Below are 20,794 nucleotides of genomic sequence, written 5' to 3'. Positions count from 1 at the left end.
GGAACTCCGTCCTTCTGCACCAGATCTGGTGAGTGAGGACGGACTTCGATCAACCTCCCTGATCAACGCTGCACCCGGGCGGCGGAGCGGAGGGCCTCCCGCTCGTGGATGGTGGTCCGCGCCCGGCCCCGGGAGGCACCCAGCGCGTGCTCGGCCTCGTCGATGGCCCGCCAGTTCTCCAGCAGCACCGGCCGGCACCCGCGCGCCCGCAGCGTCTCCACCAGGTCGGGTCCCCCGACCCGCGGCAGGGCGGGGGCGTCGGCCAGCAGCGCGGCCACGGTCTCCCGGGCGTCGTGCTTGTTGGTGCCGACGACGCCGGTGGGCCCGCGCTTGATCCACCCCGCCACGTACTCGCCCGGGCTCACCGCGCCGTCCCGCAGCACCCGGCCGCCCTCGTTGGGCACCACCCCGCCCGACACCGGCAGGTCCGGCAGGTCCTGACCGGCGTACCCGACGGCGGCGACGACGAGGTCGGCGGCGAGCTCCTCGGTCTCCCGGGTGCCCGTCAGCCGGTCCGCCGGGTCGACCGCGACCCGCTCCACGACCACGCCGGTGACCCGGTCACCGCCGGTCAGCCGCACCGGCCGGGCGAAGAAGCGCAGCCGCACGGTGGCCTTGCCCGGCTCGGGGACGTGCTGCGCGAACTCCCGCAGCGTCGCCAGGTTGCGGGCGACCGCCCGGACCTCGGACTCCTCGTCCAGCCCCTCGGGGTCGGTCAGCGCGACCGCGGCGGACAGGTGGCCGAGCTCCCGCAGCTCCTGCGTGGTGAAGGACGCCTGCGCCGGACCCCGCCTGCCCAGCAGCGTGATCCGCTCGACCGGCGCGGCGGCGAGGGCGTCCAGGACGTGCTGGGGCATGTCGGTGGTCTCCAGCTCCGCCGGGCAGCGGGCCAGCACCCGCGCCACGTCCAGGGCCACGTTGCCGACGCCGACCACGACGACGTCGCGGGCCCGGGCCACCGCCTGCTCCACCCGCGCCCGGTCGGCGTCCGGGTGGCCGGTGTACCAGGCGACGACGTCGGTGGCCGCGAGGCTCCCGGGCAGGTCCTCGCCCTCGATGCCCAGCCGGCGGGCACCCGAGGCGCCGTGGGTGAACACCACCGCGTCGGCGTGCGCCCGCAGGTCGGCCACCGACAGGTCGCGGCCCACCTCGACGTCCCCGACGAACCGCACCGAGGGGTGGTCGAGGGTGTGCCGCAGGGTGTCGGCCAGTGCCCGCATCTTGAGGTGGTCCGGCGCGATGCCGTGCCGCACCAGCCCGAACGGCACGGGCAGCCGGTCCAGCAGGTCCACCGCCACCGGGACGTCGTCCTGGTCGGCCAGTGCCTCCGCCGCGTAGATGCCGGCCGGACCGGCCCCGACGACGGCCACCCGCAACGGTCGGTCCATGCGCGCACGATGCCCTACCGGCACGCCGGGCACCAGGGCACGCTGGGGCCGTGATCAGCGACGTCGTCGTCGAGTTGGACCTGACCGGGCCGGTGGTGGAGTGGCGCGGCCCCGCCCCGCACCACTTCCTCGAGGTGACCGGTGACCACGCCGACCAGGTGCGCGAGGTGGCCCGACAGGTGACGTACGGCTGGGGCATGGTGCCGGTCCGCGTGCGCGTCGGCGGCACGACGAGCACCACGGCGCTGTGGGCGCGCGACGGCGGCTACGTGGTCCCGCTCAAGGTCGCCCTGCGGCGGGCGGAGGGCATCGACCTGGGGGACGTCGTGAGCGCGCACGTCCAGGTGCTCCGGCAGGGGTGAGCCCCTCCGGTGCGGGGAAGGGCACCACCATGACCGTCACCGTCGTCGCCACCATCACGCCCAAGCCCGACCGCTTCGACGCCGTCCGTGAAGCGTTCGTGCAGGCGGTCCCCGCCGTCCACGAGGAGGCCGGCTGCGAGCTGTACGCGCTGCACGAGGGCGGCGGGGTGCTGGTCATGGTCGAGCGCTGGTCCGACGGCGCCGCCCTGGAGGCGCACGGCGCCGGGACGACGTTCAACCAGCTCAGCGAGGGCGTGAAGGACGACCTGGCCGAGCCGCTCAAGGTGCACGTGCTGCAGGCCGTCCCGGCCGGGGACGACGCCAAGGGCACGATCAGCTGAGCCGCAGCTCCAGGAACCGGTTGTCCGGCCCGGCCGCGTAGTCCCCGAACGGGCCGCGGTCGGTGAACCCCGCCTGCCGGTAGAGCGCGACGGCGGGGGCGAAGGGCGGGGCGGTGCCGGTCTCCAGCACCACCCGGTCCAGCCCCCGCTCCCGTGCCGCGGCCAGGGCGTGGTCCAGCAGTGCTCCCGCCACCCCGCGGCGCAGGTGGTCCGGGTGGGTGCGCATCGACTTCAGCTCCCCGGCCGCCGACAGCGCCACCATCCCGGCCAGGGAGTCGCCGTCCCACGCCGTCCAGACCGTCATGCCCGGGCCGGTGAGACCGGTCAGGTCCAGGGCGTAGGAGGTGCCGGGCGGGGAGTCCGCCCGCATCGACCCCACGTGCAGGGCCACCAGCTCCTGCACCCGCGGGTCGGCGAGGTCGTCGGTGCGGATCGTCAGACGGTCCGTCAGACGGCTTGGCAGGTCGGGCACCAGAACAGGTTCCTGCCCACCATCTCCTCGGTGCGCACCGGGGTGCCGCACAGCCGGCACGGCTGCCCGGCCCGCCGGTAGACGTAGTGCGCGTCGACCCGGCTGGCCGCACCCCGCTTGCGGCTGCGGTCCTCGGGCCGGGTGGTGACGATCCGGCCGGCCCGCACGCCCGCGCGCAGCAGCACGACCAGGTCGGCCCAGACCGCGTCCCACTCCGCCTCGGTGAGTCCCTTGCCGGGCCGGAACGGCGAGATGCGGTGCCGGAACAGCACCTCGGCGCGGTAGACGTTGCCGACCCCGGCGAGCACCGACTGGTCCATCAGCAGCGCACCGATGGCCTGCCGGGACCGGCTGATCCGCGCCCACGCCCGGCCCGGGTCCGACCTCCGCAGCGGGTCGGGGCCCAGCCGGTCGAGGATCAGCTGCACCTCGCCGTCGGTGATGAGCTCGCAGGCGGTGGGTCCGCGCAGGTCGGTCCAGACGCCCTCGCCGTCCTCCCCGGGGCCCTCCCAGCGCATCCGCAGCGCGCCGCGGGGCTCGGGCGGGAGGCCGGTGCCGGTCGTGTACTTGCCGTAGAGCCCGAGGTGCACGTGCACCACGTCGGGGCCGAAGACGGCGAACAGGTGCTTGCCGTAGGAGGTCACCTCGTCGAGCACCCGGCCGTCGACCAGCTGCGCCTCGGCGGCGAACCGGCCCTGCGGGCTGGTCACGTGCACCTCGCGGCCGGCGAACCTCCCGTGCTGCTCACGGGCCAGGCGGAACAGGGTGTGGCCCTCAGGCACCGGCGATCACCCGCTGATCCTGCCCCGGGTGCAGGATCGCCGCATGACCGTGACCCCTGCCCTGGCCCGCCGCGCCTGGGGGACCCTCGAGACGCTGCACGTCACCGGGTTCTTCGCCCCCGAGGTGAACGCGGCCTACGAGCGGTTCGGCGTGCCCGCCACCCGCGCCGGCTACTTCGCCGCCCGGGCCTCGGCGTTCGGCCCGTGCCGGCCCGAGCTCGTCGTCGCCACGTTCTACGTCTTCGCCCCGCAGCTGGTGCACGCCGCCGTCCCCGCGGTGTGGGACGCAGCAGCACCGGAGGAGTGGGCCGCGGCCCGCCGCGAGGCGGTCGCGACCCGGCTGCACGACGTGCTGGGCGAGCCGGACGTCGCCGAGGCCGTGGACCTGGCCCGCGAGGCCTGCGCCGGCCTGAGCCAGGCGGGTCGGCCCATCCACGCCGCGTGGTCGGCGCAGGAGTGGCCCGAGGACCCGCTGCTGCAGCTCTGGCACGCCGGCCTGCTGCTGCGCGAGCACCGCGGTGACGGCCACGTCACCGCGCTGCAGAGCTCGGGCCTGGATCCGGTGGAGGCCCTGGTCACCGGCGGGCTGGCGTCGGGGTCGGTGGACTTCGTGCGCTCCACCCGCGGCTGGACCGACGCCGAGTGGGAGGCCGGGGTGGAGCGGCTGCGGCTGCGCGGCCTGGTCGACGACGACGGGCTGACCCGGGCCGGGCGTGACCTGCGCGACGACGTGGAGACGGTCACCGACCTGCTCGCGATCGACGGCTGGGCCCACCTGGGCGAGGAGGGGCTGCTGCGGCTGGTCGAGCTGGTCACCCCGCTGCGGGAGCGCATGCTGGACTCGGGCACCCTGCCGGAGTGGATCCGCAGCCGCGGCTGAGCGCGTCCGCGCGCACTGGGGCAGGCTGGGCGGTGACGACCGGAGGGAGGGGCAGCGTGGGCGATCCGTGCGCGGGGGGCTCCTCCGCCCGCACCGCGGGCGAGGCGATGGTGCGCGCCCCGAAGACGTGCGGCGTCGGCACCACCACCGGGCAGGCGCGGGCGTTCTTCGCCGACGACCACGTGCACGCGCTGCTGGTGGTCGACGGCGTCCGGCTGGTCGCCGTCGTCGAGCGCGAGGACCTCGGCGGGCCCGACCGGGCACCGGTGGGCGGGCTGGGCCGGCTCGAGGGCCGCACGGTGCCGCCGTCCGAGCCGGTGCAGGCCGTGGCCGCGCGGCTGCGGGCCGAGGGCCGGCGGCGCACCGCGGTCGTCGACGACGAGGGCCGGCTGCTGGGTCTGCTGTGCTTCAAGCGCAGCGGCCGCGGGTTCTGCACCGACGCCGACATCGCCGCCCGCGCGGCCGAGCGGGACCTGCTGCCGGCCTGACCGCAGGTCAGCGCCCGCGTGCCTTGGCGTAGCGGTCGAGGGCGACCTCCCGCTCGTGCTTGTGGTCGACGATGCGCTCGGGGTAGCCCTCGGGCAGGTCGTCGGCGACCTCCCACGGCTCGTGCACCTTCTTGCCCTCGATGCCGCGCAGCTCCGGGACGTAGCGGCGCACGTAGTCGCCGTCCGGGTCGAACTTCTGGCCCTGGCTGACCGGGTTGAACACCCGGAAGTAGGGCGCGGCGTCGGTGCCGGTGCCGGCGACCCACTGCCAGCCGTGGTTGTTGCTGGCCAGGTCGCCGTCGACCAGGTGCTGCATGAAGTAGCGGGCGCCCCGGGTCCACTCCTGGTGCAGGTCCTTGACCAGGAAGCTGGCGGTGATCATCCGCATCCGGTTGTGCATCCAGCCCTCGGCGAGCAGCTGGCGCATCGCGGCGTCCACGACCGGGAAGCCGGTGCGACCGGCCGCCCAGGCGTCGAAGTCCTCGTCGGCCTGCTTCCCCGTGCAGTAGGTCATCCCCTGCAGCTCGGGGTTGTAGTACTCGCGGGCGGTCTCGGGCCGGTGCCAGAGCACGTCGGCGTAGAAGTCCCGCCAGCACAGCTCGGTCGTGTAGGTCTCCACGCCCGTGCCGCTCTTCCCCGAGTCGGCGATGTCCTTGAGCAGGGTCCGCGGGTGCACGGTGCCGAAGTGCAGGTGCGCCGACATCCGGCTCGTGGTGTCCAGGTCGGGCCGGTTGCGCTCGTCGTCGTAGCCCTCGATCCGGTCGTCCAGGAACGCCTTCCAGCGCCGGTGCGCCGCGGCCTCACCGGGCTCGAGCACCTCGGTGTCGCCGAGGTCGGGCGCCTCCGGCAGGTCCTCGCCGTCCGCGCGGGCCCAGCTCACCTTCCGGGGGCGGGCCGCCGGGTCGTGCCAGCCGTGGTCCCGCCACCGGCGGGAGAAGGGGGTGAACACCTTGAAGGGGGTGCCGTCGTCCTTGGTGATGGTGCCCGGCGCGACGGCGTACGGGGAGCCGGTGCGGACCAGCTCGGCGTCGTCGCCGAGGGCCTTCTCCACCGCGGCGTCGCGCTGCCGGCCGTAGGGCCCGGTGTCCCCGGCGACGTGCACCGTCTCCGCGCCGACCTCGCGGGCCAGCGCGGGGACGACGTCCTGCGGCTTGCCGTGCCGGACGACGAGGCGGCCGTCGGTGGCCTCGTGCAGCTCCGCCAGGCAGCCGGCCAGGAAGTGCTTGCGCGGGTCGCCGGACTTCTCCCAGATCGCCGGGTCGAGCACGAACAGCGGGAGCACGTCACCGGCCTCGCGGGCGGCGAGCAGCGCGGGGTTGTCGCCCAGGCGCAGGTCACGGCGGAACCAGTGGATGGCGGTCGGCACCGCCCGAACCTACGGATTGTGCGAGGTCAGCGCGCGGTGAGCGGCAGGCCGAAGTGCGGGCGGTCGTCGGGGCGCACCAGGTCCTGGTCGGCCGGGTGCTGCTGCAGGTAGTGCCGGACGAAGGAGCAGTAGGGCAGCACCGACAGGCCGCGCTCGCGGGCGCTGGCCAGGACCGCGGCCACCAGGACCGTGCCCAGGCCCCGGCCGGCGACGGCGGGGGACACCTCGGTGTGCGGGAGCGTCATCACGCCGTCGTCGACGTGGTAGCTGGCCATGCCGACGACCTGGCCGTCGACGCTGATCTCGAAACGCCCGCGGGACGGGGCGTCCTCCACGTGCACCTGCTGCGTGCTGCTCATCGTGCTCGTCCCACCTCCTGCCCGGCTCCGCTGCCGGGACGTGGAGCCAGCGCTCGACTCCGGACAGACAAGGTAACCGCTTCGTCTCGTTTCCGCTTCCGTCCTGCACCACGATCCTGCTCCTCCGGGGGTTCCCGGACGGCAGCGACGCGCCCGCTAACCTCGACCCGCACCCGGGCCCCCGTAGCTCAGGGGATAGAGCGACGGTTTCCTAAACCGCAGGCCGCAGGTTCGAATCCTGCCGGGGGCACCTCAGGCGGCCCGCTGCACCACGAACCGGTGCCCGCGCGCCGCCGCCCGGCGGGCGCACTGGTCCAGCGCCAGCCGTGCCCCCGGCGGCCAGGCGTCCAGCCGGGCGGCGTCGACCACGACGTCGCCGCGGAACACCGCCAGCCGCAGCTGCCGCAGCACCCGGGCGATCTCCGCCCCGTCCGTCCCGTTGTCCATGCCGTCGATCCTGGCGACGGCGGCGTCCCCGCACATCGGTCCGGGGTCCCACCCGGGCCTCCACCCGGGGGAGGAGCTACGCCTGCAGGAGTACGCGGACCGGGCCGAGGTGACGCCGCGGGGGCGACGACGGCGGGCCCGGCGCCCAGCAGGCTGGACGCCATGATCGAGCTGCACGGGTTGACCAAGCGCTACGGCGAGCGCCTCGCCGTCGACGACGTCACGGTGACCGTCCGGCCGGGCATCGTCACCGGGTTCCTGGGCCCCAACGGCGCCGGGAAGTCCACGACCATGCGGATGGTGCTGGGCCTGGACCGGCCCACCGCCGGCACCGCGCTGGTGAACGGCAAGCCCTACGCCGAGCACCGGGACCCGCTCCGGCAGGTGGGTGCGCTCCTGGAGGCCCGGGCGCTGCACCCCGGCCGCACCGCCCGCGCGCACCTGCAGGCCCTCGCCGCCACCGCAGGCCTCCCGCGGCGGAGGGTCGACACCGTCCTGGAGCTCGCCGGGCTCACCGCGGTCGCCGGGAAGCGGGTCGGCGGGTTCTCCCTCGGCATGGGCCAGCGCCTCGGCGTGGCCACCGCGCTGCTCGGGGACCCGGCCACCGTCGTGCTCGACGAGCCGGTCAACGGCCTGGACCCCGACGGCGTGCTGTGGATCCGCACCCTCGCCCGCCGGCTGGCCGCCGAGGGCCGCACCGTCTTCTTCTCCTCCCACCTCATGGCCGAGATGGCGGTGACCGCCGACCACCTCGTGGTCATGGGCCGCGGCCGGCTGGTCGCCGACGTGCCCACCGCCGAGTTCCTGCACCGGGCCGGCGGCGACGGCGTCCGGGTGCGCAGCCCGCGGGCCACCGAGCTCGCCGGGCTGCTCGCCGGGCCCGACGTCGTCGTCGAGTCCGCCGAGCGCGGCGTGCTGCTGGTCCGCGGCGTGCCGCCGGAGGTCGTCGGCGACCGGGCCGCGGAGGCCGGCATCGCGCTGCACGAGCTCACCCCCGTCCAGGCCTCCCTCGAGGAGGCGTTCATGGCGCTCACCGCCGACGAGCGCGAGTACCGCACCGAGGAGCAGCCGGCATGACCACCACCCTGGAGCACACCGCCACGACGACCGGACTCCTGCGCGGGGAGTGGGTGAAAGCCCGCTCGCTGCGCTCCACCTGGTACGTCCTGGGTGGGTCGCTGGCCGGCATGGTGCTGCTCGGCCTGCTGTTCACCAGCACCGCCGACACCGGCGGCCCCAGCGGGACCGGCGGCGGGCCGCCCGGCGTCGACTTCGCCCAGCCGCTGACCCTGGCGCTGGCCGGCTACAACCTCGCGCAGCTGGCGATGGGCGTGCTCGGGGTGCTCCTGGTCACCGGCGAGTACACCTCCGGGACGATCCGCAGCACGTTCGCCGCCACCCCGCGGCGGTGGCCCGTGGTCGCGGCCAAGGCCGCCGTCCTCGGCGCCCTGGTGCTGGTGGTCGCCGCCGTCGGCTCGCTGGCCGCCTACGCCGTCGGCTCGGCGGTCGTCGACGGCATGCCCGGCCTCGGCGAGGACGGTGTGCTGCGGGTGGTGCTCGGGACGGCGCTCTACCTCACCGCGATCACCCTGCTCGGCTCCGCGCTGGGCTGGCTGCTGCGCTCCACGGCCGGCGCGGTCGCCACGCTGTTCGGGCTGGTCTTCCTGCTGCCCGTCCTCGGCGGGCTGCTGCCCGGCGACTGGGGCCCGGACGTGGTGCGCTGGCTGCCCAGCTCGGCGGGCGGCAGCCTGCTGCGGCTGACCACCACCGCCGACCAGTTCGCGCCCTGGACCGGGTTCGCCGTCCTGCTGGCCTACGTCGCGGTCGGGCTGGCCGCCGCGGTGTGGCGGCTGCGCACCCGCGACGCCTGAGCGGGGACGATGACCGGCATGACGACGTCGGCCCGGGTGCGCCTGGTCGCGCCGGTGGCCGTGCTGGCGGTGCTCTCGCTGGGGCCGGTCGTGCGGCTCGGCGGGCTCACCGCCGGCGCGGTCGTGGTCTCGGCCCTGCTCTGGAGCACCGCGCTGGCCCGCCACCGCGCCCCGTTCCCGGCCCTCGTCGTCGCCGTCGCCCTGCTGGGGGCGTGGTGGGCCGGGCACGACCTGGAGCCCCAGCGGTTGCTGCCCGCCGGGGCGGTCGCGTTCTGGCTGCTCGCCTGGGTCGCCGACCGCCGGCCGGTGCGCGAGGTGGTCGTCGCGACCGCCGTGGTCGCCCTGGTGCCGCTGACCCTGGCGGTGCTGGGCCTGCTCGGCCGGCCCGGCGGGGAGGCCGTCGTCCCGCTCAGCGCGGCGACCGTGGTGGCGGTGGTCGTCGGCCGCAACCGGCGCACCCGCCGCTCGCTGGTGCAGGCGTTGGAGGACCGCGCGCTGCGCGCCGAGCGGGAGCGGGACGCCGGGGCCCGCGCCGCCATCGCCGAGGAGCGCACCCGGATCGCCCGCGAGGTGCACGACGTCGTGGCGCACAACATCTCGGTGATGACCGCGCTGGCCGACGGTGCCGGCTACGCCATCGACACCGCGCCGGAGCGGGCCCGCGCCGCGGTGGCCCAGGTCGCGGCCACCGGCCGGGAGGCGATCACCGAGATGCACCGGCTGCTCGGGGTGCTGCGCGGCGACGACGAGGACGGCGCGCCGGCGCCCGCGCCGGGGCTGGCCCAGCTCGACGCCCTGGTGGAGCAGGTCCGCGCGGCGGGCCTGCCCGTGGTGCTCACCGTCGGGGGCACGCCGTCCCCGCTGCCGGCCACCGCGCAGCTGGCCGTGCACCGCCTGGTGCAGGAGGCGCTGACCAACACGCTCACCCACGCCGACGGCGCCCGCGGCGCCCGGGTCGCGCTGGAGTGGACCGCCGACCGGCTGCAGGTGGAGGTCACCGACGACGGCCGCGGCACCCGCCCGCGCGACCCCGACCGCCCGCCCGGGCACGGCCTGGTCGGCATGCGGGAGCGGTTCGGCGCGTGGGGCGGCACGGTGGAGACCGGTCCGGCGGACGGCGGCTGGCGCGTGCGCGGGGTGCTGCCGCTGGCCCCGGTGCCCGGCACGAGCAAGGTGCCCGCATGACCACGGTGCTGCTGGTGGACGACGAGCCGCTGGTGCGGGTCGGCTTCGGCATGGTGCTGGACAGCCAGCCCGACCTGGAGGTGGTCGGCCAGGCCGGGGACGGCGCCGCGGCGGTCGCGCTGGCGCGGGAGCTGCGGCCCGACGTGGTGGTGATGGATGTGCGGATGCCCGTGCTGGACGGCGTCGCGGCCACCGCGCAGATCGTCGCCGCGGGTCTGCCCAGCCGGGTGCTGGTGCTGACCACGTTCGACCTCGACGAGCACGCCTTCGCCGCGCTGCGCGCCGGGGCCAGCGGCTTCCTGCTGAAGAACACGCAGCCGGCCGACCTGCTCGCCGCCATCCGCACGGTCGCGGCCGGCGACGCCGTGGTCTCCCCGCGGGTCACCCGCCGGCTGCTGGAGACCTTCGCCGGCCGGCTGCCCGACCCGACCGCGCGGGACGCCCGGCTGGACCCGCTCACCGACCGGGAGCGCGAGGTGCTGGCCCTGGTGGCCCGCGGCTGGTCCAACGCGGAGGTGGCCGCCGAGCTGGTGCTCTCGGAGCTCACCGTGAAGACCCACGTCGGCCGGATCCTGGGCAAGACGGGCCTGCGCGACCGCACCCAGGCCGCGGTGCTGGCCTACGAGACCGGTCTCGTGCGCCCCGAGGGCGGCTGACCGGCCCCGGTCAGCGGTGCGGCCCGCCCGGACCGTGGCCGTTGCCGCCCGGGCCGGCGCCAGCACCGGGACCGGGTCCGCCCGGGCCGCCGTGGCCGGCCCCGTCGGACCCTGGCCCGCCGGGTGCCCGGCCGCCCGGCCCGCCGTTCCCGCCGTTCGCCGGTCCGCCGGTGGCCGGGCCGCCGCCTGCCGGGCCACCGCCGTCCGCCCGCTCGCCCGGGCCGCCGTTCGCCGGTCCGCCGCCGGCCGGGCCGCCGTTCGCCGGTCCACCGCCCGCCGGGCGACCGGTGGACGGGCCGCCGGTCGACGCGCCGCCGGTGGACGGGCCGCCGTTCCCCGGCCCGGGCTCCGCTGGCCCGGCAGCGGGACCGCCACCAGGCCTGCCCGGGGTGCCCTGCCCGGCGCCGCTGCCGGCGCCCGGGCCGCCAGGGGCCTGCGCCCCGCCGCCGGAGCCGACCGGGCCGGACCCGACCGTGCCGGACCCGACCGTGCCGGTGCCGCTCGAGGACGGGCCGGCCGCGCCCACCCCGACCACGGGGTCAGCCAGGGCGGTCACGACCCCGGGGACGACGGTGCGCGGTGCACCGGACGGAGCCACCGCGGCGGCCCGGGTGGCGCGGACCTCCCCGGTGGCGGCCTCCGGGGCGAGGACCCCCGTGGCCACGACGTCCGCGGCCGGGGACAGCGGCGGCGCGGCGGCGGGCGCGGGCTGCGCGGTGCCCACCTCGCCGGCGTCCGGTGCAGGGGCCGGGACCACCGCCTCGGCGGCGGAGCCCGGCGTCGCGGCCGGGCCCGCGCCGGTCGCGCCCGCGAGCAGCAGGACGGCGCCGGCGATGCCTGCCGCCCCCGCGGCACGGGAGCCCCGAGCGCGCTTGCGGCGCACCGGCGGGCGGGGCGGTCGCGGGTCGGGCACCGGTGGCGGTGCGAGGACGGGGAACTCCCCGACCAGCTGCTCGAAGCCCACCACGGCAGGGCGCCGTGCGTCGTCCACCACCGTCGGACCCCCGTTCGTCGGGCGACCCGGAGCGGAGCCCGCGCCACCGTGGCCCGCCGGGCGCCGGTGCGGGCCGTCCCGGCGCACGGCGGGACGGCCGTCCTGGTGCGCCCTCACCGAGCGTGACCACCCGGCGGCGGACGTCGCGCTGCCGGAGGCCGGTGCACCGGTTACGTTCGCCGACGACAGCGACCCGCAGCTCGACGGCGCCGCCTGCCACGAGCCCAGCCAAACAGGATCCCCGTGGCCCGCAGCGTGTACGTCGCCTCCGTCGAGGGCCACTCCGGCAAGTCGATCGTCGCCCTGGGCCTGCTGCACACGCTGACCCGCGAGGTCGGCCGGGTGGGCGTCTTCCGCCCGATCGCCCGCGGCGCCACCGACCCGGTGCTGGACACCCTGCTCGCCCGCGCCACCGCCGAGGTCGGGTTCGCCGAGGCCGTCGGCGTCACCTACGACGACGTGCACGCCGACGGCGACGCCGCGCTGGCCCGCATCGTCGAGCGCTACAAGGCCGTCGAGGCCCGCTGCGACGCCGTGGTCGTCGTCGGCTCGGACTTCACCGACGTCTCCTCGCCCACCGAGCTGTCCTTCAACGCCCGCATCGCGGCCAACCTGGGCACCCCTGTCGTCCTGGTGCTGGGCGGGCGTGACCCGGCCGGCGCCGAGCAGCTGGGCCAGGCCCCGGCGCGCAGCCCGGGGACGCTGGCCGCGGTCGCCGAGCCCGCCCTGCGGGAGCTGGCCGCCGAGCACGCCGCCGTCGTCGCCGTGGTGCTCAACCGCGCCGACCCCGACCGGCTGACCGAGGGCGTCGCCGCCGTGCAGGCGGTCACCGACCGGCCGGTGTGGGCCATCCCGGAGGAGCCGGTGCTCATCGCGCCCACCTTCGCGACGGTCGCCGCGGCCGTCGAGGGCGAGCTGGTGGCCGGCGACCCGTCGCTGATGGACCGCGAGGCGATGGGTGTCGTCGTGGCGGCGATGTCGATGGTCAACGTGCTGCCCCGGCTGCTGGAGGGCTCGGTGGTCGTCGTCCCCGGTGACCGGCCGGACGTCGTCCTGGCGGTGATGACCGCGCACGCGGCCGGCACCTACCCCTCGCCGACGGGCATCCTGCTCAACGGCGGCATCGACCTGCCCGACCCCGTGCTGCAGCTCATCGCGGGCCTGGGCAGCTCGCTGCCGATCGTGCGCACGCCGCTGGGCACCTTCGACACCACCGCCCGGGTGATCCACACCCGCGGCCTCATCGCCTCGGACTCACCGCGCAAGGCCGAGCGGTCGATCGCGCTGTTCGACGAGGCGGTCGACACCCGCCAGCTGCTCGACGGGCTGGACGTCGGCCCCTCGACCGTGGTCACCCCGCTGATGTTCGAGCACCTGCTCACCGAGCGGGCGCGGGCGGCCGACCAGCACGTCGTGCTGCCCGAGGGGGACGACGACCGGGTGCTGCGCGCGGCGTCGACCGTGCTCGCCCGGCGGATCGCCCGGCTGACCATCCTCGGCGACGAGGCCAAGGTCCGGGGCCGGGCCTCCGAGCTGGGCCTGGACATCGCCGCGGCCGAGGTCGTGGACCCCTTCGACGAGCAGCTGCGCACCCGTTTCGCGCAGGAGTACGCCGCCCTGCGGGCCCACCGCGGGATGACCGCGGAGGCGGCCTACGACGTGGTCCCCGACGTGTCCTACTTCGGCACGCTGATGGTCCACCTGGGTCTGGTCGGCGGCATGGTCTCCGGCGCCGCGCACACCACCGCGCACACCATCCGGCCGGCCTTCGAGGTCATCCGCACCCGGCCGGGGGTCTCGGTGGTCTCCAGCGTGTTCCTCATGGCGCTGGCCGACCGGGTGCTGGTCTACGGCGACTGCGCGGTCAACCCGCTGCCCGACGCGGCGCAGCTGGCCGACATCGCGATCTCCTCGGCGGCCACCGCCGCGGAGTTCGGCATCGAGCCGCGGGTGGCCATGCTGTCCTACTCCACCGGGACGTCGGGCTCGGGCGCCGACGTGGACAAGGTGCGCGAGGCGACCCGGCTGGTGCGCGAGCGCGCGCCGGAGCTCGTCGTCGACGGCCCGATGCAGTACGACGCCGCCGCCGACCCCGAGGTGGGCGCGGCGAAGATGCCCGGGTCGGCGGTGGCCGGGCGGGCCACGGTGTTCGTCTTCCCCGACCTGAACACCGGCAACAACACCTACAAGGCGGTGCAGCGCTCGGCCGGCGCGGTGGCCATCGGCCCGGTGCTGCAGGGGCTGAACAAGCCGGTCAACGACCTGTCCCGGGGAGCCACCGTGCGCGACATCGTCAACACCATCGCCATCACCGCGGTGCAGGCGGCCGGCCGGTGACCACGGTCCTGGTGGTCAACAGCGGGTCCTCCTCGCTGAAGTACCAGCTGCTGGACGGCGCGGAGCAGGTGCTGGCGTCGGGCTTGGTCGAGCGGATCGGCGGGGCGGGCTCGATCACGCACCGCGGCCCCGGCGGCGAGGTCACCGTGGCCGCCGACGTGCCCAACCACCGGGCGGCGCTGGCCCTGATGATGGCCACCTGCACCGAGCACGGCCCGCAGCTGGCGCCCGACGTCGTGGGCCACCGGGTGGTGCACGGCGGCGCCCGGTTCAGTGCGCCGGTGGTGGTCGACGACGAGGTCGAGGCCGCGGTCGAGGAGCTCGCCGCGCTGGCCCCGCTGCACAACCCGCCGGGCCTGCAGGGCATCCGCGCCGCCCGGGCCACCTTCCCCGGGGTGCCGCAGGTCGCGGTCTTCGACACCGCCTTCCACGCGACCATGCCGCCCGAGGCCCGCACGTACGCCGTCGACGCCGACCTGGCCGCGCGGCGGGGCATCCGGCGCTACGGCTTCCACGGCACCTCGCACGAGTACGTCTCGCAGGAGACCGCCCGGTTCCTCGGCCACGCCGGCCGCTTCGTGGTGCTGCACCTGGGCAACGGCGCCTCGGCCTGCGCGGTGTCCGGCGGCCGGTCGGTGGCCACCTCGATGGGCCTCACGCCGCTGGAGGGCCTGGTCATGGGCACCCGCGGCGGCGACCTGGACCCCGGCGCGCTGCTGCACCTGCTGCGCACCGGGATGACCGTCGACGAGGTCGACACCCTGCTCAACCGGCGCAGCGGCCTGGCCGGGCTCACCGGCACCGGCGACCTGCGCGACGTGCTGGCCGCCGCCGCGCGCGGGGACGCGCAGGCCGCGCTCGCCCTCGACGTGTACGCCCACCGCATCCGCGGCTACGTCGGCGCCTACCTGGCGCACCTGGGTGGGCTGGACGCGCTGGTGTTCACCGCCGGCGTGGGCGAGAACAGCCCCGAGGTGCGGGCCCGGGTGGTCGAGGGCCTGGGCCACCTCGGCCTCGTCCTCGCCCCCGCCCGCAACGAGGCGCGCGGGCGCGGCGCACGGCTGGTCAGCCCCGACGACGCAGCCGTGCCGGTGCTCGTCGTCCCCACCGACGAGGAGCTGCAGATCGCCCGGCACGCCCGGGCCGTCACCGCGGGATGACCCGGGCGCACGACGACGTGCTGGCCCACCTGCGCCGGGCGCGTGACCACGCCGACCGGCACTACGACCAACCGCTCACCCTGGCCCAGCTCGCGGCGGTCGCGGCGCTGAGCCCGTGGCACTTCCAGCGGCTGTTCACCGCCACCTACGGCGTCTCGCCGGCCGCCCACCTGTCCCGGCGCCGGGTCGAACGCGCCCAGGACCTGCTGCGGACGACGAACCTGACGGTCACCGAGGTCTGCCACCTGGTCGGCTTCTCCTCCCTCGGGTCGTTCTCCAGCCGGTTCCGGGAGCTGGTGGGGGAGACCCCGAGTGCCTACCAGCGGCGGTGGGCGGCGAACGGCGCGCCGCGGATCCCCGGCTGCTGGGTGTTCATGCGCGGGATGACCGCAAGCGGGGAGAAGCAGGCGGGGGACACCGGGCCCTAGCGTCGTCGGCATGACGATCTCGAACATCTCGCTGGTCAGCGTGTGGGTGACCGACATCTCCGAGGCCAAGGCGTTCTACACCGACGTCCTGGGCTTCGAGGAGCAGGAGGACATCCAGCTGGCCGAGGACTTCCGCTGGTGCACCGTGCGGCACCCGCGCCAGCCCGAGCTGTCGGTGCACCTGACCACGCCGGGCAAGCCGCTGTCCGACGACCTGGTCGCGGCGATGCAGCGCGCCCAGGCCGAGGGCGGGCTGCCGGGCATCGGGCTGGCCGTCGACGACTGCCGGGCCACCTACGAGGAGCTGACCGCCAAGGGCGTCACGTTCATCCAGCCCCCCGCCGAGCGGCCCTACGGCGTCGAGGCGCTGATGCGGGACAACTCCGGCAACTGGATGGTGCTGGTCGAGCACCGCGACTTCGACCCGGCGGCGATGACGGTGCAGGACCTGCAGTAGGTCAGCGGCCGCCAGGTCGGTCGGCCCGGTCGACCTGGCGGCGGCCCGCGGCCCAGAACCCGACGGCGACCGCGACGAAGAGGGCCAGCGGCACCAGCTCGGTGAGCAGGTAGACCCACCGCTCCGACGCGGCCCACCCGTCGGCCCGGTAGTCGTCGCCGAACCAGTCGATGCCCAGGCCCGGGAACAGCAGCTGCACGGTGCAGAACGCGATCCACGCGGTCGACACCACGGTCAGCAGGCCCAGCGCCGGGGCGCGGTAGGGGAGCGGGTGGTCGGGGAGCTTCCGGCGCAGCCGCCAGGCGGCCGGGAAGATGCCCAGGTAGGAGATGAGCGTCGTCGAGATGGCCAGCGACAGGGCGACGCCGAAGAACTTGGCGATGTCGCCGTCGGTGATCTCGGTGACCGCCACGAACACCGCGGTGCTGATGACGCCCGACAGCAGGTTGACCCTGGTCGGGGTCCCGAACCGGGCGGAGAACCGGCCCAGCCAGCGCGGCCCGGCGCCGTCGTAGCAGGACACCGCCAGCGTGCGGTCCGACCCCATGATCCAGGTGAGGCCGCTGGTGAAGGCGACCAGCGCGACCAGGGCGCCCAGCACCCAGCCCACCGCGGTGGAGAACGGGGTGAGGGTCGCCGTCACGGTGCCGTCGGCCGCCGTCGTCACCTCACCGCCCAGCACGGTGAGGGACTGGCGCACCGCCTCGGGGAAGCCGGCCAGGCCGCTGGCCTGGTCGCTCGGCAGCACGAGCAGGATCCCGAGCACCGGGACGGCGTAGAGCAGCCCGGTGGCGACCACCGACTTGGCGATCCCGGCCGGGACGTCGCGGGCGGCGTCGGTCATCTCCTCGCCGGCCGAGCTGGGCAGCTCGAACCCGACCAGGCTGAACAGCACCAGCGGCACCAGCGCCACGAACCCGGCGAAGGTCGGCGCGTAGTCGCCGACGCTGGGCCCGTGGAAGCCGTTCTCCACGCCGTAGAGCAGCACCAGCACGCTGAACAGCCCCAGCAGCAGGAACCGGGCGACCGCGCCGACCGTGGCCACCCACTTGCCCACCCGGAACGACAGGACGGCGAACAGCACGCCGGCCCAGATGAACACCAGGGCGAAGGCGTAGGTGACCGGGCGCGAGTACTCCTCCCCGCCGTGCAGGAAGACGATCAGCCCGCCCAGCGCGGTCCCGACCAGCGTCCCGCCCATCCACACCGGGTTGGTCACCCAGTAGAAGAAGTTGTTCACCGCCCCCGCGAGGTGGCCGAAGGCCATCCGCACCCAGACGTAGGGCCCGCCCTCGTCGGTGTGGGCCGCGCCGAGCTCGGCCAGCAGCATCGCCGAGGGCACCGCGAACAGCAGCGTGCACACCACCAGCCAGGTGAACCCCTGCCCGCCCTCGGTGGCCAGCGTGCCCAGCCCGTCGATCCCGACGAGGGTGCAGACCAGGAAGAAGAAGACGTCGGCCCGGCCGAAGTGCTGCTGCAGCTTGGACTTCTCGACCGCGGCGTCGCGGCCGGCGGTGGTCGGTGGCGCGTCGCTGATGGCCATGGCTGCCTCGGCTCGCTCGGCCCCCGGGGCCCGGGGTGCGTTCGCCGAGCAGCGTGGTGCGGCGAGGTTTCGCGCCGGTCACGCCGACCTGTCAAGGACCTGGCAACGGGCCGGTTTCCGTCGTGCGGCCGGTTCGACCGCGGGGAATCCGTCGTCGGACGGGTGTGCGACCGGTTGTCCCGGAGGAGGCAGACTGGGGCCATGAGCCAGGTCGTCGCCACCGCAGAGCACGTCGTCGCAGCCCCCGCCGACCGGGTGCGGGCAGCCCTCGCCGACTACGCCGGCACCCGGCAGCGGATCGCCGGCCCGCAGTTCAGCGACTACCGCGTCGAGGCCGGCGGCCAGGGCGGGGGCACCCGGGTGCACTGGCGGTTCGCCGCCACCCAGAAGCGGGTCCGCGACCAGCTGGTCGCGGTCGCCGACGGGCCCGACGGCCTGGTCGAGCGCGACCAGAACTCCTCGATGGTGACCACCTGGACGGTGCACCCGGCCGACGCCGGCGCCTCCACCGTGCGGGTGCGGACCACCTGGGACGGCGCCTCGGGCATCGGCGGGTTCTTCGAGCGCACCTTCGCCCCGAAGGGCCTGGCGCGCACCTACACGGGCATGCTCGAGCGGCTGGACGCAGAGCTGCGCTGAAACGGGGACCATGGGTGGGGTGACCGCACCGCTCACCGTCGTCCCCGAGCTGGAGGACCTCGCCCGGCTGGTCGGCAACGGCAACGCCGTCGTCCTGTCCGGCGCCGGGCTGTCCACCGACTCCGGCATCCCCGACTACCGCGGGGCGACCGGGTCGCTGCGCCGGCACACCCCGATGACCTGGCAGACCTTCACCCGCGACCCCCGCGGGCGGCACCGGTACTGGGCACGCAGCTTCGTCGGCTGGCGGCAGATCGCCGGCGCCCGGCCCAACGCCGGGCACCGCGCCGTCGCCGCCCTGCAGGACGCCGGGCTGGTCGGCGGGATCATCACCCAGAACGTCGACGGGCTGCACCAGGCCGGCGGGGCCACCGACGTGCTGGAGCTGCACGGCGGGCTGGACCGCACCGTGTGCCTGCAGTGCGGGGACGTCGCGCCGCGGTCGGAGCTGGACCTGCGGCTGCGCGAGGTGAACCCCGGCTTCCGGCCCGAGCCGGTGGACGACGAGGTCAACCCCGACGGCGACGTCGAGCTGCCCGAGGAGGCGCTGGACGGCTTCGTGATGGTCGACTGCCTGGCCTGCGGCGGCGGCCCGCTCAAGCCCGACGTCGTCTTCTTCGGGGAGACCGTGCCGCCGGAGCGGGTCGCGGCGGCCTACGCCACCGTCTGCTCGGCCCGCTCGCTGGTCGTGCTCGGGTCCTCGTTGACCGTGATGAGCGGCTACCGGTTCGTGCTGCGCGCGGAGAAGGAGGGCATCCCGGTGGCCATCGTCAACTGCGGGCCGACCCGCGGCGACGAGAAGGCCGACGTCCGGGTGGACGCCCCGCTCGGTGCCGTGCTGCCGCCGCTGGTCGACCGGCTGGTGCGGTGACCCGCCGGGAGGTGGAGCGCACCGACGACGGGCGGTGGATCGTGGTCGACGGCCGCCGCTGGCGGGCGCAGGACCCGCAGCTGCCCGACGACGTGCGGGCGCGGCTGCTGCACCACCTCGGCGTCGGCCGCAGCGGGGTCCGCGCGGCGAAGGGCGACGACGACGCCGTGGCGGCGGCCCGCGCCCGGGTGCAGCTGGCCAAGACCGGCCTGGGCGAGCGCGGCACGGCGTGGTGGGAGCAGTCCGCCGACGAGCGCCGGGACCGCTGGGAGTCCGCGCTCACCGCGCTGGACGACCTCGCCTGACCCAGACTGGACCCGGTGCAGACCTTCCTCCCCGTCGCCGACTTCGCCGGCAGCGCCCGCCTGCTGGACGCCCCGCGCCTGGGCAAGCAGCGGGTCGAGACGCTGCAGATCCTGCGCGCGCTCGAGCTGCCCGACTACGGCTGGACGACGCACCCGGCGGTGGTGATGTGGCGTGGCCGCACCCCGGCGCTGGTGCGGTACGGCCTGGACATGGCCGCGGAGTGGGTGGCCCGCGGGTTCGCCGACTCCACCGCGGCGCAGATCGAGGAGTTCGCGCCGGGGGTGGGCAGCCAGGCCGAGCTGGGCGCCGCCGGGCAGCTGCCGAGCTGGCTGGGCGACGAGGCGGTGCACCTGTCGCACCGCTCCAAGCTGCTGGCCAAGGAGCCGGCCACCTACCGCACCCTGTTCGCCGGTGACCCCGACGACCTGGACTACGTGTGGCCCCCCGCCGACGACGTGCCGCCCACCCCGGCGCCGGAGGGCGTGCCGGTCTGGGTGGTCCGGCCGCGCGCGCACCCCGAGCTGGGTGCCGCGCTGGCCACCGGAGTGGTCGGGCTGGGCACGCAGTCCGGGGTGGACGTCGACGCCACCGGGCTCGAGCTGCCGGCGCTTCGGGCGCTGGCGCACGAGCTGACCGGCAAGCGGCCGGCCAAGGACCTGCGCCAGCTGGCCACCTTCCTGGACGAGGTGCGCCCGGGCGACCCGGTGGCCGTACCGGTCGGCGGGGGCTCCGGGCTGCTGCTGGGCGAGGTCACCGGCGAGTACGCCTACGCCGGCCGGGAGCTGCTGCCGCACCGCCGCCCGGTCCGGTTCGAGCGGGTCGTGCCGCGCTCGGCCGTGCGCCCGCCGGCCACGATGCAGGACCCGCGCGCGCTGTTCCGGGTGGTGCTGGACCCCGCCGCCTGAGTCACCCCATCGTCTTGGCCCCGTCGATGCCCTCCCGCACCACGTCGGCGTGCCCGGAGTGCTGGGCGATCTCGGCGATGAGGTGCACCAGCACCTTGCGCCGCGACCAGCGGGCGCCGGGAGGGAACCAGGGCGCGGTGGGCAGCGCGATGTCGGTGTCGAGGTCGTCGAGGGAACGCACCAGCTGCTCGGTGGCCGCGGCGACCTCGTCGAGCTCGGCGAGCACACCGGCCAGCGTCTCGTCGGGCCCGAGCATGAACTGGGCCTCGAACGCCCCGTCCGGCAGGTCGTGCGCGGCGGCCCCGCGCACCAGGAAGTCGGTCCAGATGCGCTCCTGGGCGACGCAGTGCTTGATGGTGCCGCCGACGGTCAGCTCGCTGGCGCCGGTGCGCAGCCGGGCCTGCTCGTCGGTCAGCCCGTCGGCGGTGCGGCGCAGGAAGAACCGGTGCTCGGCGAGGGTGCCGAGCAGGTCGTCGCGTTCACGGTCGAGGGTCACGGCTGCCTCCGGTGGGTGTCGGGTGCGGCGATGGTGGCACCGGGGTCCGACACTTCGCAGG

25 protein-coding genes and 1 tRNA gene are annotated in these 20,794 nt (G+C 75.9%); 17 read left to right on the top strand and 9 right to left on the bottom strand.

Annotated elements, in window-relative coordinates:
- Positions 1–62: 62 nt before the first annotated feature.
- A complete protein-coding gene (locus BLT39_RS01370; RefSeq protein WP_091057430.1) occupies positions 63–1,388 on the bottom strand; it encodes an FAD-dependent oxidoreductase in 1,326 nt (441 codons plus the stop codon).
- Positions 1,389–1,438: 50 nt separating this feature from the next.
- Between BLT39_RS01370 and BLT39_RS01365 the strand changes: the two genes are divergently transcribed.
- Together BLT39_RS01365 and BLT39_RS01360 are read left to right on the top strand one after the other, a co-directional pair.
- On the top strand, positions 1,439–1,750 hold the full coding sequence (locus BLT39_RS01365) for a DUF1905 domain-containing protein (protein WP_207507507.1): 312 nt from the start codon (positions 1,439–1,441) through the stop codon (positions 1,748–1,750).
- 29 nt (positions 1,751–1,779) lie between these two features.
- The gene (locus BLT39_RS01360; protein WP_091059153.1) at positions 1,780–2,091 is read left to right on the top strand and encodes a putative quinol monooxygenase; all 312 of its coding nucleotides are present in this window, start codon (positions 1,780–1,782) and stop codon (positions 2,089–2,091) included.
- Here the strand turns inward: BLT39_RS01360 and BLT39_RS01355 are convergent.
- On the bottom strand, positions 2,084–2,563 hold the full coding sequence (locus BLT39_RS01355) for a GNAT family N-acetyltransferase (protein ID WP_207507505.1): 480 nt from the start codon (positions 2,561–2,563) through the stop codon (positions 2,084–2,086). The two genes, BLT39_RS01360 and BLT39_RS01355, sit on opposite strands and share 8 nt — an antisense overlap.
- Positions 2,539–3,345: an Fpg/Nei family DNA glycosylase gene (locus tag BLT39_RS01350; protein ID WP_091057426.1), complete on the bottom strand. Its 807-nt coding sequence runs from the start codon at positions 3,343–3,345 to the stop codon at positions 2,539–2,541. Before BLT39_RS01350 ends, BLT39_RS01355 begins: the two co-directional genes overlap by 25 nt.
- 43 nt (positions 3,346–3,388) lie before the next feature.
- Between BLT39_RS01350 and BLT39_RS01345 the strand changes: the two genes are divergently transcribed.
- Positions 3,389–4,225 (top strand): SCO6745 family protein, encoded by an 837-nt coding sequence (locus BLT39_RS01345; RefSeq protein WP_091057422.1) that lies wholly within the window; start codon positions 3,389–3,391, stop codon positions 4,223–4,225.
- A 56-nt stretch (positions 4,226–4,281) separates the two neighbouring features.
- Entirely contained in the window at positions 4,282–4,713 is a 432-nt protein-coding gene (locus tag BLT39_RS01340) for a CBS domain-containing protein (RefSeq protein WP_091057419.1), read from the top strand.
- A gap of 7 nt (positions 4,714–4,720) precedes the next feature.
- Here the strand turns inward: BLT39_RS01340 and BLT39_RS01335 are convergent, their stop codons facing one another.
- Together BLT39_RS01335 and BLT39_RS01330 are read right to left on the bottom strand one after the other, a co-directional pair.
- Positions 4,721–6,079, bottom strand: a complete 1,359-nt coding sequence (locus BLT39_RS01335; protein ID WP_091057415.1) for a cryptochrome/photolyase family protein — start codon at positions 6,077–6,079, stop codon at positions 4,721–4,723.
- Positions 6,080–6,105: 26 nt separating this feature from the next.
- Positions 6,106–6,438 carry a GNAT family N-acetyltransferase gene (locus BLT39_RS01330; protein ID WP_091057410.1) on the bottom strand — a complete coding sequence of 111 codons (333 nt, stop codon included), beginning with the start codon at positions 6,436–6,438 and terminating at the stop codon, positions 6,106–6,108.
- Between the two features lie 177 nt (positions 6,439–6,615).
- On the opposite strand from BLT39_RS01330, the gene BLT39_RS01325 reads away from it, so the two are divergent.
- A tRNA-Arg gene (locus BLT39_RS01325) sits at positions 6,616–6,688 on the top strand.
- Positions 6,689–6,690: 2 nt separating this feature from the next.
- On the opposite strand, the gene BLT39_RS01320 is transcribed toward BLT39_RS01325, so the two are convergent.
- A complete protein-coding gene (locus BLT39_RS01320; protein WP_131801377.1) occupies positions 6,691–6,885 on the bottom strand; it encodes a hypothetical protein in 195 nt (64 codons plus the stop codon).
- Positions 6,886–7,047: 162 nt separating this feature from the next.
- Between BLT39_RS01320 and BLT39_RS01315 the strand changes: the two genes are divergently transcribed.
- Genes BLT39_RS01315 through BLT39_RS01300 form a run of 4 tightly spaced genes read left to right on the top strand, consistent with a single transcriptional unit; the run spans position 7,048 to position 10,597 of the window.
- Positions 7,048–7,962, top strand: a complete 915-nt coding sequence (locus BLT39_RS01315) for an ATP-binding cassette domain-containing protein (protein ID WP_091057403.1) — start codon at positions 7,048–7,050, stop codon at positions 7,960–7,962.
- On the top strand, positions 7,959–8,756 hold the full coding sequence (locus BLT39_RS01310) for an ABC transporter permease subunit (RefSeq protein ID WP_091057399.1): 798 nt from the start codon (positions 7,959–7,961) through the stop codon (positions 8,754–8,756). The genes BLT39_RS01315 and BLT39_RS01310 overlap by 4 nt, the downstream gene beginning before the upstream one ends.
- An 18-nt stretch (positions 8,757–8,774) precedes the next feature.
- The gene (locus tag BLT39_RS01305) at positions 8,775–9,941 is read left to right on the top strand and encodes a sensor histidine kinase (RefSeq protein ID WP_131801376.1); all 1,167 of its coding nucleotides are present in this window, start codon (positions 8,775–8,777) and stop codon (positions 9,939–9,941) included.
- Positions 9,938–10,597 (top strand): response regulator, encoded by a 660-nt coding sequence (locus BLT39_RS01300; RefSeq protein WP_091057392.1) that lies wholly within the window; start codon positions 9,938–9,940, stop codon positions 10,595–10,597. The genes BLT39_RS01305 and BLT39_RS01300 overlap by 4 nt, the downstream gene beginning before the upstream one ends.
- A 10-nt stretch (positions 10,598–10,607) precedes the next feature.
- On the opposite strand, the gene BLT39_RS01295 is transcribed toward BLT39_RS01300, so the two are convergent.
- On the bottom strand, positions 10,608–11,588 hold the full coding sequence (locus BLT39_RS01295; protein ID WP_131801375.1) for a hypothetical protein: 981 nt from the start codon (positions 11,586–11,588) through the stop codon (positions 10,608–10,610).
- Positions 11,589–11,834: 246 nt separating this feature from the next.
- Between BLT39_RS01295 and pta the strand changes: the two genes are divergently transcribed.
- From pta to BLT39_RS01275, 4 genes are read left to right on the top strand one after another with little or no spacing between them, the layout of a single operon-like run.
- Positions 11,835–13,928 (top strand): phosphate acetyltransferase, encoded by a 2,094-nt coding sequence (pta, locus tag BLT39_RS01290; RefSeq protein ID WP_091057386.1) that lies wholly within the window; start codon positions 11,835–11,837, stop codon positions 13,926–13,928.
- The gene (locus BLT39_RS01285; RefSeq protein ID WP_091057383.1) at positions 13,925–15,088 is read left to right on the top strand and encodes an acetate/propionate family kinase; all 1,164 of its coding nucleotides are present in this window, start codon (positions 13,925–13,927) and stop codon (positions 15,086–15,088) included. The genes pta and BLT39_RS01285 overlap by 4 nt, the downstream gene beginning before the upstream one ends.
- Complete coding sequence (locus BLT39_RS01280; RefSeq protein ID WP_091057379.1) at positions 15,085–15,516, top strand: helix-turn-helix transcriptional regulator; 432 nt, start codon at positions 15,085–15,087, stop codon at positions 15,514–15,516. Before BLT39_RS01285 ends, BLT39_RS01280 begins: the two co-directional genes overlap by 4 nt.
- Positions 15,517–15,526: 10 nt before the next feature.
- Positions 15,527–15,973, top strand: coding sequence for a VOC family protein (locus BLT39_RS01275; protein ID WP_091057376.1), 447 nt, complete (start codon positions 15,527–15,529; stop codon positions 15,971–15,973).
- 1 nt (position 15,974) lies between these two features.
- Here the strand turns inward: BLT39_RS01275 and BLT39_RS01270 are convergent, their stop codons facing one another.
- Positions 15,975–17,516 (bottom strand): APC family permease, encoded by a 1,542-nt coding sequence (locus tag BLT39_RS01270; RefSeq protein WP_091057372.1) that lies wholly within the window; start codon positions 17,514–17,516, stop codon positions 15,975–15,977.
- Positions 17,517–17,717: 201 nt separating this feature from the next.
- Here BLT39_RS01270 and BLT39_RS01265 point away from each other — a divergent pair, with 201 nt between their 5' ends.
- Genes BLT39_RS01265 through BLT39_RS01250 form a run of 4 tightly spaced genes read left to right on the top strand, consistent with a single transcriptional unit; the run spans position 17,718 to position 20,237 of the window.
- A complete protein-coding gene (locus BLT39_RS01265; RefSeq protein WP_091057369.1) occupies positions 17,718–18,155 on the top strand; it encodes an SRPBCC family protein in 438 nt (145 codons plus the stop codon).
- Between the two features lie 10 nt (positions 18,156–18,165).
- Positions 18,166–19,026, top strand: a complete 861-nt coding sequence (locus BLT39_RS01260) for an NAD-dependent protein deacetylase (protein ID WP_091057365.1) — start codon at positions 18,166–18,168, stop codon at positions 19,024–19,026.
- Complete coding sequence (locus tag BLT39_RS01255; protein ID WP_207507503.1) at positions 19,023–19,331, top strand: biopolymer transporter Tol; 309 nt, start codon at positions 19,023–19,025, stop codon at positions 19,329–19,331. Before BLT39_RS01260 ends, BLT39_RS01255 begins: the two co-directional genes overlap by 4 nt.
- Positions 19,332–19,346: 15 nt before the next feature.
- The gene (locus BLT39_RS01250) at positions 19,347–20,237 is read left to right on the top strand and encodes an MSMEG_6728 family protein (RefSeq protein WP_091057362.1); all 891 of its coding nucleotides are present in this window, start codon (positions 19,347–19,349) and stop codon (positions 20,235–20,237) included.
- A gap of 1 nt (position 20,238) precedes the next feature.
- On the opposite strand, the gene BLT39_RS01245 is transcribed toward BLT39_RS01250, so the two are convergent.
- Positions 20,239–20,733, bottom strand: coding sequence for a DinB family protein (locus BLT39_RS01245; RefSeq protein ID WP_091057358.1), 495 nt, complete (start codon positions 20,731–20,733; stop codon positions 20,239–20,241).
- Positions 20,734–20,794 lie beyond the last annotated feature (61 nt).

It is taken from the genome of Klenkia brasiliensis (assembly GCF_900100695.1).
Lineage (GTDB): Bacteria > Actinomycetota > Actinomycetes > Mycobacteriales > Geodermatophilaceae > Klenkia > Klenkia brasiliensis.
The sequence above is the reverse complement of the archived record's forward strand: the minus strand, read 5'-3'. Positions and strand labels throughout refer to the sequence as shown.

What these genes read in the sequence shown, in the direction of transcription:
- BLT39_RS01370 (WP_091057430.1), bottom strand. Translation starts at nt 1,388, where the DNA reads ATGGACCGACCGTTGCGGGTGGCCGTCGTCGGGGCCGGTCCGGCCGGC.
- BLT39_RS01360 (WP_091059153.1), top strand. Translation starts at nt 1,780, where the DNA reads ATGACCGTCACCGTCGTCGCCACCATCACGCCCAAGCCCGACCGCTTC.
- BLT39_RS01345 (WP_091057422.1), top strand. Translation starts at nt 3,389, where the DNA reads ATGACCGTGACCCCTGCCCTGGCCCGCCGCGCCTGGGGGACCCTCGAG.
- BLT39_RS01330 (WP_091057410.1), bottom strand. Translation starts at nt 6,438, where the DNA reads ATGAGCAGCACGCAGCAGGTGCACGTGGAGGACGCCCCGTCCCGCGGG.
- BLT39_RS01320 (WP_131801377.1), bottom strand. Translation starts at nt 6,885, where the DNA reads ATGGACAACGGGACGGACGGGGCGGAGATCGCCCGGGTGCTGCGGCAG.
- BLT39_RS01315 (WP_091057403.1), top strand. Translation starts at nt 7,048, where the DNA reads ATGATCGAGCTGCACGGGTTGACCAAGCGCTACGGCGAGCGCCTCGCC.
- BLT39_RS01310 (WP_091057399.1), top strand. Translation starts at nt 7,959, where the DNA reads ATGACCACCACCCTGGAGCACACCGCCACGACGACCGGACTCCTGCGC.
- BLT39_RS01305 (WP_131801376.1), top strand. Translation starts at nt 8,775, where the DNA reads ATGACGACGTCGGCCCGGGTGCGCCTGGTCGCGCCGGTGGCCGTGCTG.
- BLT39_RS01300 (WP_091057392.1), top strand. Translation starts at nt 9,938, where the DNA reads ATGACCACGGTGCTGCTGGTGGACGACGAGCCGCTGGTGCGGGTCGGC.
- BLT39_RS01280 (WP_091057379.1), top strand. Translation starts at nt 15,085, where the DNA reads ATGACCCGGGCGCACGACGACGTGCTGGCCCACCTGCGCCGGGCGCGT.
- BLT39_RS01275 (WP_091057376.1), top strand. Translation starts at nt 15,527, where the DNA reads ATGACGATCTCGAACATCTCGCTGGTCAGCGTGTGGGTGACCGACATC.
- BLT39_RS01270 (WP_091057372.1), bottom strand. Translation starts at nt 17,516, where the DNA reads ATGGCCATCAGCGACGCGCCACCGACCACCGCCGGCCGCGACGCCGCG.
- BLT39_RS01265 (WP_091057369.1), top strand. Translation starts at nt 17,718, where the DNA reads ATGAGCCAGGTCGTCGCCACCGCAGAGCACGTCGTCGCAGCCCCCGCC.
- BLT39_RS01260 (WP_091057365.1), top strand. Translation starts at nt 18,166, where the DNA reads ATGGGTGGGGTGACCGCACCGCTCACCGTCGTCCCCGAGCTGGAGGAC.